Below are 12,287 nucleotides of genomic sequence, written 5' to 3'. Positions count from 1 at the left end.
ATCCTAATTATTTTGTTTTGAATAATTCTAATAACTCTTTCGCATCTTCAATATTTAATTTTCCGGCTTGCAAAAGACGTAATTGACGACGACGAAGTGCACCATTATATTGTTCTATTTCTTCGTCCGTTTCTGGTTGAATTGCTGGGATTTTTTTGGGACGTCGATGTTCATCTAAGGCGACAAATGTAAAATAAGCTTCATTGCTTAAATACTTTGTTTGTTGTAATAAATCCTCGCCCCATACTTTGATGTGAATCTCTAATGAAGTGTTGAATGCACGCGTTGCCTTGGCTTCCAGATGTACATTATTACCTAATTTGATCGGATATTTAAAACTGAGATTATCCACACTGACAGTCATTCCCGGCAAATTGGTATGTTTTCCAGAAGCAATTCCTGATGCAACATCCATCCAATACATCAATCGTCCACCCATTAAATTACCAAAATAATTAGTATCATTGGGTAAAACTAATTCGTTCATTATAACCAAACTTTGCGAAGGTGTTTTAAAATCTACAGTTTCCATTTAATTAATATTCACTTATTTAGGTGGTCAATTTAGTAAATTTATATGATTTTGTAATTTCATGTTGTTGAATAAAATAATATTGTAGGTTTGTCGCATTCAAATTATGGCTAATACATTAAAAAAGAAAAGTAAAATTAGTACTGATCCATCTACAAAATTAATGGCAGATAAAACGCCAGAAGTTACTGTAAATGAGGTTGTTAGAGATGAAAGAACTTCCAAATTTATTGGAGTATTGAGTCTAATGATCTGTGTATTTTTATTTGTTTCATTTACTTCTTATATATTTTCTTGGCAGGAAGATCAAGACAAAGTGCAGCAGTTTGGTGCAAAAATATTTAGTACCACGGATATCAAAGTCGCCAATATGTTTGGCGTGTTGGGTGCCTATGTTGGCTACGCATTCATTTATAACGGATTTGGCATTGCGTCTTATTTACTTTGTACATTTTTCTTTGTTTTTGGAGTCAATTTATTATTTGGAAAAAAAGTATTTCGTCTAGCGCGTAATTTAAAATATGTACTTGTTGGTTTATTGGTATTGAGTGTCACATTTGCATACGTTACACAGTCTTTTTCCGGATTTAGTTTTGGCGGCTCTATTGGAAATATAATCTATCAATGGTTTGCCAAATGGTTGGGCAATTTCGGTACTGGTTGTATTTTATTTGCAACATTTTTCTGCTATATCATCTGGAGATTCAATCCGAAATTTTCATTTGCAAAATTGAAAAAAGGAATTTCTAATTCCATGAAAGAGGATGATAAAGAGGAAATTTTAGACGAAAAGCAAACAGAAAAATCTACGTCCACCTCAGAAAAAGAGAAGAAAGAAGATGGTGCTAAATTGATTATAGCAACGGGCAATACATTAAAAAATACGACAGAATCTAAATCGGAGGATGATTGGATCGTGCCGCCATCAACCGAACCAGATGAACAATTGGAATTGGTCGATTTGGACGAAGAGCCAATTGAAGAAGAGGATATTGAAGACGACGAACCTTTTGCAATTCCGATTGAAACAAATAGTCCAAAAGCAAATCCTGTAAATTTAGCAGCAAAAAATGCCAATGATTTAGTTTTAGATATTCAACCAACATTACCAGAAGAAGATCCAAATGAAGTGCCGTCATCAATTATCGTCAATCCCGAACCAACACAAGCGGAAGTGGAAGCTTTGGGTGATTACGAACCGACTTTAGATCTACGTGATTATCAATATCCAACTGTAGAAATGTTGGAGGCACACGGTTCGGATAAAACAATCCACGATCCGCAAGAGTTAGAAGACAATAAAAATCAGATTATCACTACGTTGAAAAATTATGACATTTCAATTCAACGTATTTCAGCTACTGTCGGACCAACAGTAACTTTGTATGAAATTGTTCCTGCGCCAGGTGTGCGTATTAGCAAGATCAAAAATTTGGAAGATGATATTGCGTTGAGCTTGGCAGCATTGGGTATTCGTATCATTGCGCCGATTCCTGGAAAGGGGACGATTGGTATAGAAGTGCCAAACGTGAATAAGTCTATCGTAAGTATGAAAAGCTTGATAGGGTCGGAAAAATTTCAAAATAATAAATTCTCCTTACCAATTGCTTTGGGTAAAAAAATCAATAACGAAAATTTCATTGTTGATTTGGCTACCATGCCGCACTTGTTGATGGCGGGCGCTACTGGACAAGGTAAATCAGTCGGAGTAAATGCAATCCTAGTTTCTCTTTTATACAAAAAGCATCCATCTCAATTAAAATTTGTCTTAGTTGATCCGAAAAAGGTAGAATTAAGCTTGTATCGCGTCATTGAAAAGCATTTCCTTGCTAAATTGCCAGGCGAAGAAGAAGCGATTATAACAGATACAAAAAAGGTAATTGCAACTTTGAATGCACTCTGTATAGAAATGGATAATCGCTACGATTTGCTCAAAGAAGCAGGTTGTAGAAATATCAAAGAGTACAATGAAAAATTTGTCCATAGAAAACTAAATCCATTAAAAGGACATCAGTTTTTACCATTTATTGTTTTGGTAATTGATGAGTTTGCGGATTTGATCATGACCGCAGGTAAAGAAGTCGAAATGCCCATTGCGCGCTTGGCTCAGTTGGCGCGTGCCGTAGGTATTCACTTGATTATCGCCACGCAAAGACCATCTGTAAATATTATTACAGGTACGATCAAAGCCAATTTCCCTGCACGTATTGCATTCAAAGTATCTTCTAAAATCGATAGTCGTACGATTTTGGATGCAGGTGGCGCAGAACAATTGATTGGTAAAGGAGATATGTTGGTAAGTTATAATGGGGAAATTACACGTTTACAATGTGCGTTCGTAGATACCCCAGAAGTAGATAGTGTTTGCGAATATATCGGCGATCAACGTGGTTATCCAGACGCATTTTTACTACCAGAATATATTGATGAAAAAGAATTAGAAAGTAAAGACAATAACGACTTAACGGATCGTGATAGTTTGTTTGAAGATGCAGCGAAATTGATCGTTGCTAATCAAATGGGAAGTACCTCCTTAATTCAACGTCGTTTAAAATTGGGATATAATCGTGCAGGTCGTCTAATGGATCAATTGGAAATGGCTGGTGTTGTCGGTCCTAATTTGGGTAGTAAAGCACGAGAAGTATTAATGAAAACAGAAGCCGAATTGCAGGTATTATTAGATAATTTGCCATAAATAAGAAATCATGTCTTCTCATAAAGAAATAAAGAAAATTACTGTACCTCTTATTCAAAGTTGGAAAGCAAAAGGGGAAAAAATTGCCATGCTGACCGCTTACGATTACACATTTGCACAAATTTTTGATCAGGCAAATTTGGATGTGATTTTAGTAGGAGATAGCGCGGCCAATGTTATGGCGGGTTACGAAACAACGTTGCCTATTAGTTTGGATGAAATGATTTATCACGCAGCTTCCGTAAAAAGAGCGGTAAAAAGAGCTTTGGTTGTAGCGGATTTACCTTTTGGATCATATCAAGGAAGTAAAGATGCAGCATTTGAATCAGCTGTAAAAATGATGAAACAATCTGGCGTTGAAGCATTAAAACTCGAAGGCGGAATTGAAATCGCTGAAAAAGTGAAAATGTTGGTAGCCGCAGGTATTCCTATAATGGGGCATTTGGGTTTGACACCTCAATCCGTAAATCAATTTGGTGGTTATGGTTTGCGTGCGAAAGAAACTGCAGAAGCGGACAAATTAAAATCAGATGCATTGACTTTGGAAAAAGCAGGTGCATTTGCCATTGTATTGGAAAAAGTACCCGCATCTTTAGCGGAAGAAGTTTCAAAATCTCTTTCCATTCCTACGATAGGAATTGGTGCTGGAAATGATTGCGATGGTCAAGTGTTGGTTATGCAAGATATGTTGGGATTGAATACCGCATTTCTACCAAAATTTGTAAGGAAATATAGTAATCTAAGCGAACAAGTAACTACCGCCGTTCAATCTTATTCGCAAGATGTGAAAGATGGAAATTTTCCAAATAATGAGGAGTCGTATTAGCTTAGTGTTCTTATTAATCCGCTATTAGGCAAAAGCAATCGAATTAAAATATTTCAACCAAGGTTAACTGCCTAAAGATGAAAAAACTATTAAAATCGATCTACACTTTATTTTGCTTAGTTATACTTGTAAAATGCGATGCACAAGAATCGGGAAAAACTATGGATATTGATTCAATCGTTTCCAAAATTAATAGTTCTGATTATTTCTTAAAAAGAGACTCGTTAAGCCAAAACATACTCGGATTGAATACCAATATGCAAAGAATTCTTTCCACCTACTTTAAAGGTAAGGACTTGATAAAGCATGTAAATTATGCCAATATCTTAAACTTAAAAGCAAACGATACATTACATACGGTTGGTGAAAATATCTTTTATTACGATCATAACTCATTAATAAAAGTAGAGGAGTATTTTACTGAAAATGGTAAAATGAAGATGAATGTAAGTTGGTATTTTTCTAAGGGGCAATTACTCAATTACATCGTACTAGAACCCAAATCTTCTGAAACTGCTGAAAGAACAAAACTTGCATCAAATACAGGCGCTAAGCAGTTATTAATTACTAGCAATGAGTTATTAAAAGATTTCCGAAAACAATAGAATTAGACACATTCACAATCTATTATCATTTTATCCTAAAAAAATATACTATTTACCGAAAAATAAATGCATAATTTTCTAGATTGTATATTTTCGAATATATGGACTTAGGAAAGAAAATATCGGCACAGTTAATATTCAATCTTCTGATATGGTTGGCAATCATTTTATTGCCATTTTTATTCTTTCCATATAATAGGGATTTTAGCCCATTTCATAGCTTAAGATTTATTTATTGGTATACATTTTCGGTATCATTTCTATTGATATATTATTTTTTGAATGGCTATTATTTAATTTCCAATCTTTTAGCTAAAAAGAAAATATGGTTGTATGTACTGATTACCTTAGCCGCTTTCTTTTTATTTCTATATCTATTTAACCAAATATCTGTTTTTTCTCCAGAAACAAAGAAATATATTGCCGAGCATAAACATGATAACGATAACCGTAAGCATTTACCTAAATACTTTTTCTTTTTTAGTTCTGGCCCGATCACGTTATTCCTATTATCATGGATAGGTAGCAGTATATCTAATATCGTTTCACGTTGGTTTGATGCGGAAAAAGTGAAAGAACAAATTACGCAACAACAATTAGAAACCGAATTGAGCTTACTTAAATCTCAGATCAATCCACATTTCCTTTTTAATACCCTAAATAGTATTTATACACTTGCAGTAACAAATAATCCAAATACATCTGATTCGGTATTGAAATTATCGCGCATTATGCGTTACACGTTGGAAGAGTCTAGAAATGATAAAGTACGCCTCACAGAAGAAGTAGAATTTATCCAAAGTTATATATCCTTACAACAGATGCGTCTCAATGATAATGTTAAGATCCATTTTGAAGTGAATGGTAATGTTGAGTTCATCACGATACCGCCTTTGTTATTCATTTCCTTTATTGAAAATGCATTCAAATATGGCATTAGCGCACACCATGAAACGCAGATTACCGTTACTATAAGTGTAAAAGACGGTCGTCTGATATTTGAATGTATCAATAATATTCACGGTACGGTTGGGCTTACAGAAAGTACAGGTACGGGAATTGAAAACGTAAAACGAAGATTAAATTTATTATACGGAGATATTTATAACCTAGACATTGTCAATGAAAACAATGTGTTTGATGTGAAATTGAATTTTCCGATTGGATCTTAATTTGAATGAATATGAATTGTATTGCGATAGATGACGAGCCTTTGGCGCTGCAGCTTTTGAAAAGTTATATTGAGAAAATCGATTTTTTACAGTTGGAAAATCTATTTACAGATGGATTACAAGGCAAAGAATATTTGGAAAATCATCCGGTGGATTTATTGTTTTTAGATATTCAAATGCCAGATATTACAGGTATTCAACTATTTTCTAGTTTGAAAGAAAAACCGCTAGTCATTTTTACTACGGCATTTAGCAACTATGCAGCAGAAGGTTTTAATCTAGATGCGGTAGATTATTTGGTTAAACCATTTCATTTTGAAAGATTTGAAAAAGCCGTAAATAAAGCCAAAGAATTACAAGAATTCAGACTCAATAAAACGAAAGAAAATGATTTTCTTTTTGTTAAATATGACTACCAATGGAACAAAATTTATTTCAATGATATCGTATTGATTGAAGCATTAGATGACTATATTAAAATTTACCAAAAAGATACACATCCCATACTGATACACATGAGTATGAAAGCAATTATGGAAAAATTACCAGAGTCATTATTTCTTCGTGTGCATCGCTCTTATATCGTTTCAATTGATAAAATCAAGAGTTGGAATAAGAATTCTATTCAAATCAGTGATCAGGAAATTACCATCAGCAATACCTATCAAAAACAAGTGCAAGAAGTATTGGAAAGTCGTTTAAAATAAATATAGAAAGTCAAAGCTTTTTTTGTTTTAAATTTGCGGAAACAGATCGGACAATTATGCAAGAAGATAAGATAAAAGGAATAGAAGCATTACTTCAACATCAGAAAGACGAAAAACTCCAAAAAATTGGTCAGAAAGTTTTAGATAAAATCAGAATTACACCAGAAGAAGGCGTTTATTTATTCGAAAAAGCATCCCTAGGATTTGTTGGTGCGTTAGCTAATTTCATTCGTGAAGCTCGTCATGGCAACAAAACCTATTTCAATAGAAATTTCCATATAGAACCGACAAATGTATGCGTATTTACTTGCGCATTTTGTTCCTATTCTCGCCTATATAAAAATAGGGAAGAAGGTTGGGAATTATCCGAAGATGAGATGATGGATATTGTCAAAAAATATGACAATGAACCCGTAACTGAAGTCCACATCGTAGGTGGTGTACATCCAAAATTGAATTTGGCATTTTTCATTGATTTAATGAAAAAAATCAAAGCACACCGACCAGATTTACATATCAAAGGCTATACAGCAGTTGAGTTAGATTATATGTTCAGAAAAGCAAAAGTTTCTGTAGAGGAAGGTTTGCAATTATTGAAAGAAGCGGGTTTGCAAAGTTTGCCTGGTGGCGGAGCTGAGATATTTGCAGAAGATGTAAGAAACAAAATCTGTCATGATAAAGTAGGTTCTGAAGGTTGGTTAAATATTCATAGAACCGCACACAAATTGGGAATGCACTCCAATGCGACTATGTTGTACGGGCATATTGAATCTTTCGCAGATCGTATTGATCACATGGAAAGATTACGCCAATTGCAAGATGAAACAAATGGTTTTTTCACATTTATACCATTGAAATTTAGAAATAAAAACAATGATATGAGTGATGTGAAAGAAAGTACAACTGTGGAAGACTTGAGATTGTATGCGATCTCAAGAATTTATTTGGACAATTTCCCTAACGTCAAAGCTTATTGGCCAATGCTAGGTCGTGAAAATGCGCAATTGACATTGAATTTTGGGGTAAATGATTTGGATGGTACGATTGATGACACAACCAAAATTTATACTATGGCGGGAAGTGAAGAGCAAACACCGTCTATGAATACAGAACAATTGGTTATGCTAATCCATCAAGCGGGTAGAGAAGCGATTGAAAGAGATACCAATTATAATGTGGTGAAAAATTATAGTGAAGAACCAATTGCAGAAAACGTTTAATTCTATATTATCATGAATTTTTATACTAGAAAATGGATCAAACCAGGTGACTTAAATCCCAATAAATCTTTATTTGGAGGTAGTTTGTTGCAATGGATTGATGAAGAAGCGGCTATTTATGCAATTATTCAATTAGGTAGCCAGCGCGTAGTAACTAAATACATGTCCGAAATTAATTTCGAAAACCCTGGTAGGGAAGGAGATATTATTGAATTGGGTATCAAAGCCACTCATTTTGGACGCACGTCTATTACATTAACTTGTGAAGTCAGAAATAAAATAACGAAATTGGTGATCTTGACAATTGATAAAATTGTATTTGTTCTTTTGGATGAAAATGGAAATCCAGCTCCGCATGGTAAGACCACTATTACCTACACAGACGAAAGATTAAAAGAAGAATAAAAAAGGGAAAAGTTTATAGCTTTTCCCTTTTTTATTCTAGTTATTTATGAGTAAACTTTTTCTATTTTTTGACAAATAATGAGCTTGGTCAAACATCTATAAAACTTAATATTGGTTGTACATTTTTCTCAATAATTTTAAGTAAAATTTGAGAAACATGAACCAAACTATTTTATTGCCAACAGACTTTTCTATTTGTGCAGACAACGCTTTGAATTATACAATAGAATTAGCTCAAAAAATATCTTGTAAAAAGATTATTTTATTGCATTGTTATGAATTTTCCTATGCCGTTCTTGCACAACCAATGATCCAAACATCCGAGCAAACTTTAGTTTCAGAATATCTACATGAACTAGAATTGCGAAAATCCAAACTAGAATCACAGCTTTCAATTGAAGTAGAAATTTTATTAGAAAATGATAAACTGGAAAAAACGATTACTCAATTAGAGACGATACATAATTTCAGTTTTATAGTCGTGGGTATCACTGGTAAAAATTCAATTGAACATAAACTCATCGGAAGTCATAGTTACGCCATTATGAAAAAAGCAAAATCTAACATCTGCATGATACCTGAAAAATCAACAACGAATATCCCTACTGGTAGCATTACAGTCGCGTTGGATTTTGCTTCATTTTCAACTGAAGAAATCCCTCAATTAAAAACTTTATTAGAAAAATTGTTGATTAAAGAATGTAGAATTATTTATGTAGGCAAGTTAGAAGATGACGATAAATTAAATATTATAAAAACTAGTTTGAGTAGCAATAATAATATAGCATTTGACTACATATCAATAGAAAAAAATGAAAATAGTATTAGTCCTTCTATAATTAATGATTTAAAGCAATATCCAGCACAGGCATTGGTATTAATGGAAAAACATTATAGTTTATTGGATTCCATTTTCCATAAAAGTGTAATCAAAGTAGTCACATTTCATACGAGCATTCCCATATACGTATTAGAAGGCAAAAAATAGAAAAGACTTTGGATAGAAATACAATTTTCCCCAAAGTCTTTAAATAAAAATTTAACCGATAGAAATCAATTCCACATCAAATATCAAAGTGCTATTAGGTCCGATCTGCGCACTTACTTGTTGATTGCCATAAGCCAAATCATGAGGTAAAAATAAACGCCATTTGCTACCAGTAGGCATTAATTGAAGCGCTTCTGTCCATCCGCTAATTACACGATTTAAAGGAAAGGTCGCAGGTTGACCTCTTTTCACTGAGCTATCAAAAACAGTTCCGTCAATCAATGTGCCATGATAATGACAAGTTACGGCATCGGTAGGACCAGGTTTTGGACCATTTCCTTCTTCCAAAATCAAATATTGCAAACCACTTGGTAAGGATACAACACCTTCTTTTGTGGCATTTTCTGCTAAAAATTTCTTGCCAGCAGCTTCGTTTTGTTCCGCCTTTTGCTTTTTTAATTTAAATAATTTATCCGCTACGCTCATAATTAAAATTTTGGCAAATTTAGGTAAATAATCTGGCAAGAAAGTGTCAGTTGTTTTCTCGTTAAAATGCGTATTAAATTTTCTTTATAATCACTTATTACCTATCTTGTATTTCGAATTAAAAAATTAAAAATTTAGATCATGGGGAAGTATAGTTCCGGAGTGCTATATGGTGATGAATTAGTTGCGCTTTACAACGATGCTAAAGAAAATAATTTCGCGTTGCCTGCCGTAAACGTAATAGGTACGAACACTGCTAATGCTGCATTAGAAACTGCAGCTAAAGTTAATTCACCAGTAATTATTCAAGTGAGTAATGGTGGAGCTCAGTTTTTTGCTGGTAAAGGAATGCCAAATGACAATCTTCAAGCAAATATTGCTGGTGGAGTGAGTTTTGCATTGCACGTACATAATGTTGCGAAATATTATGGAGTACCTGTAATTTTACACTCAGATCACGCTGCAAGAAAATGGATTCCTTGGGTAGATGGAATGTTAACAGCTGGAGAGGCGTACAAAAAAGAAAAAGGAATTCCTTTATTTAGTTCGCATATGTTGGACTTAAGTGAGGAGCCATTAGACAGTATCATATCAACCTCTTTACCATTTTTGAAAAGAATTGATGCCTTGGGTATGAGTTTGGAAATTGAAATCGGTGTAACTGGTGGAGAAGAAGATGGTGTCGATAATTCGGGTGTAGAAAATCACAAATTATACTCCCAACCAGAAGATATCTGGACTGCGGTAAAAGCATTTAAAGAAGTATCTGACAGATTTACCATAGCAGAAGCATTTGGAAATGTGCATGGCGTGTATAGTCCAGGTAATGTGTCTTTGCATCCTGAAATTTTGGATAATACACAAAAATATATTGCCAAAGAATTGGGCTTACCAGAAGGATCCAAACCTGTTTGGTTTGTTTTCCATGGTGGTAGCGGTTCTGATAAAGCAAAAATCCACGAAGCATTGCAATATGGCGTTATCAAAATGAATATTGATACAGATACGCAATGGGCTTTCTGGGAGGGTGTTTTGAATTTTTATAAGGAAAATGAAGCGTATTTGCAAGGTCAATTGGGCAATCCAAAAGGTGCAGATGCTCCTAACAAAAAATTCTACGATCCACGTGTTTGGTTACGTAAAGCAGAAGAATCTTTCACCGTAAGATTAGAAGAGGCATTCAAAGATTTGAACGCATTGAATAGAAATGCTTAACTTTTGAATCTTTTTTAGATAAATAAAAGGGCTATAATTTTTAATTATAGCCCTTTTATATTGTCAGAAATTCAAATTAATATCTATAGAATTCTGGTTTGAATGGTCCTTCTTTTGGAATATTCAAATAAGAAGATTGTGCATCAGACAATTCGTCTAATTCTACTCCGATTTTAGCTAAATGAAGTCTTGCAACTTTTTCATCTAAAATTTTAGGTAACATGTAGACTTGGTTTTCATATTTTTCAGAATGTAACCATAATTCTAATTGTGCCAATACTTGGTTGGTAAAGGAATTGCTCATCACAAATGATGGATGACCAGTTGCACAACCTAGATTAACCAAACGTCCTTCTGCTAATACGATGATTTCTTTTCCTTCGATAGTATACAAGTCAACTTGTGGTTTGATCGTATTTTTAGTATTGCCATAATTATTATTTAACCAAGCAATATCAATTTCAATATCAAAGTGACCTATATTACATACAATAGTTTTGTCCTTCATCAATCTGAATTCTTTTTCAGTGATGATATCACGACAACCAGTTGTAGTAACTACGATATCTGCTCTTTGTATCGCATTTTCCATTTTTTTAACTTCAAATCCGTCCATTGCAGCTTGTAAAGCACAAATTGGATCGATTTCAGTTACGATAACACGTGCACCTGCACCTCTCAATGAAGCTGCAGAACCTTTACCAACATCACCATAACCCGCAACAACTGCAACTTTACCAGCCATCATTACGTCAGTAGCACGTCTGATTGCATCTACTAAAGACTCTTTACAACCGTATTTGTTGTCAAATTTAGATTTGGTAACAGAGTCATTGATATTGATCGCAGGAATTGGCAAAGTACCATGTGCCATTCTTTCGTACAAACGGTGAACACCCGTAGTTGTTTCTTCACTCAATCCTTTGATATTAGCAACCAATTCTGGGTATTTGTCAAAAACCATATTTGTCAAATCACCACCATCATCCAAAATCATATTTAAAGGACGGTCTTCACTTCCAAAAAATAATGTTTGTTCAATACACCAATCCGCTTCTTCAATTGTTTCACCTTTCCATGCAAACACAGGAACGCCAGTCTCTGCAATAGCAGCTGCCGCTTGATCTTGCGTAGAAAATATATTACAAGAACTCCATCTTACTTCAGCACCTAACTCAACCAAAGTTTCAATTAATACTGCGGTTTGGATTGTCATGTGCAAACAACCCGCTATTCTAGCACCTTTAAGAGGTTTTGATTCACCATATTCTTTACGCAAATCCATCAAACCTGGCATTTCTGCTTCCGCCAAATGAATTTCCTTACGACCCCAATCCGCTAATTTAATATCCGCAACTTTGTACGGAATACTGAAATCAATGTTTTTCGAAATAACAGACATATTATTAAGTATAAATTTTTGCGAAATTAACGTT

The 12,287-nt window shown here is 34.1% G+C and carries 12 protein-coding genes; 9 read left to right on the top strand and 3 right to left on the bottom strand.

Going from position 1 to position 12,287, the window contains the following annotated elements:
* Positions 1-7: 7 nt before the first annotated feature.
* On the bottom strand, positions 8-532 hold the full coding sequence (locus tag E0W69_RS05775; RefSeq protein ID WP_131329082.1) for an acyl-CoA thioesterase: 525 nt from the start codon (positions 530-532) through the stop codon (positions 8-10).
* Positions 533-638: 106 nt separating this feature from the next.
* On the opposite strand from E0W69_RS05775, the gene E0W69_RS05770 reads away from it, so the two are divergent.
* The 8 genes from E0W69_RS05770 (at position 639) to E0W69_RS05735 (ending at position 9,150) form a co-directional block, all read left to right on the top strand.
* Positions 639-3,227 (top strand): FtsK/SpoIIIE family DNA translocase, encoded by a 2,589-nt coding sequence (locus E0W69_RS05770; protein ID WP_131329081.1) that lies wholly within the window; start codon positions 639-641, stop codon positions 3,225-3,227.
* Positions 3,228-3,237: 10 nt separating this feature from the next.
* On the top strand, positions 3,238-4,053 hold the full coding sequence (panB, locus tag E0W69_RS05765; RefSeq protein WP_131329080.1) for a 3-methyl-2-oxobutanoate hydroxymethyltransferase: 816 nt from the start codon (positions 3,238-3,240) through the stop codon (positions 4,051-4,053).
* Positions 4,054-4,130: 77 nt separating this feature from the next.
* Positions 4,131-4,658, top strand: a complete 528-nt coding sequence (locus tag E0W69_RS05760) for a hypothetical protein (protein ID WP_131329079.1) — start codon at positions 4,131-4,133, stop codon at positions 4,656-4,658.
* A gap of 101 nt (positions 4,659-4,759) precedes the next feature.
* Positions 4,760-5,830 (top strand): sensor histidine kinase, encoded by a 1,071-nt coding sequence (locus E0W69_RS05755; protein ID WP_131329078.1) that lies wholly within the window; start codon positions 4,760-4,762, stop codon positions 5,828-5,830.
* An 11-nt stretch (positions 5,831-5,841) separates the two neighbouring features.
* Positions 5,842-6,537: a LytR/AlgR family response regulator transcription factor gene (locus tag E0W69_RS05750; protein WP_225321409.1), complete on the top strand. Its 696-nt coding sequence runs from the start codon at positions 5,842-5,844 to the stop codon at positions 6,535-6,537.
* A gap of 56 nt (positions 6,538-6,593) precedes the next feature.
* Complete coding sequence (mqnE, locus tag E0W69_RS05745) at positions 6,594-7,757, top strand: aminofutalosine synthase MqnE (RefSeq protein WP_131329076.1); 1,164 nt, start codon at positions 6,594-6,596, stop codon at positions 7,755-7,757.
* Positions 7,758-7,769: 12 nt separating this feature from the next.
* Positions 7,770-8,162 carry an acyl-CoA thioesterase gene (locus tag E0W69_RS05740; RefSeq protein ID WP_131329075.1) on the top strand — a complete coding sequence of 131 codons (393 nt, stop codon included), beginning with the start codon at positions 7,770-7,772 and terminating at the stop codon, positions 8,160-8,162.
* Between the two features lie 157 nt (positions 8,163-8,319).
* A complete protein-coding gene (locus tag E0W69_RS05735; RefSeq protein WP_131329074.1) occupies positions 8,320-9,150 on the top strand; it encodes a universal stress protein in 831 nt (276 codons plus the stop codon).
* 51 nt (positions 9,151-9,201) lie between these two features.
* Here E0W69_RS05735 and E0W69_RS05730 read toward each other — a convergent pair whose 3' ends face one another.
* Positions 9,202-9,636, bottom strand: coding sequence for an FKBP-type peptidyl-prolyl cis-trans isomerase (locus E0W69_RS05730; protein ID WP_131329073.1), 435 nt, complete (start codon positions 9,634-9,636; stop codon positions 9,202-9,204).
* A 141-nt stretch (positions 9,637-9,777) separates the two neighbouring features.
* Between E0W69_RS05730 and fbaA the strand changes: the two genes are divergently transcribed.
* Positions 9,778-10,851, top strand: coding sequence for a class II fructose-bisphosphate aldolase (fbaA, locus tag E0W69_RS05725; protein WP_131329072.1), 1,074 nt, complete (start codon positions 9,778-9,780; stop codon positions 10,849-10,851).
* 76 nt (positions 10,852-10,927) lie between these two features.
* Here fbaA and ahcY read toward each other — a convergent pair whose 3' ends face one another.
* Positions 10,928-12,253: an adenosylhomocysteinase gene (gene ahcY, locus E0W69_RS05720; protein ID WP_131329071.1), complete on the bottom strand. Its 1,326-nt coding sequence runs from the start codon at positions 12,251-12,253 to the stop codon at positions 10,928-10,930.
* Positions 12,254-12,287 lie beyond the last annotated feature (34 nt).

The organism is Rhizosphaericola mali (assembly GCF_004337365.2).
In the GTDB taxonomy this organism is placed as follows: domain Bacteria; phylum Bacteroidota; class Bacteroidia; order Chitinophagales; family Chitinophagaceae; genus Rhizosphaericola; species Rhizosphaericola mali.
Note: the sequence above shows the minus strand (reverse complement) of the source record. Positions and strands in the feature narration are given on the sequence as shown.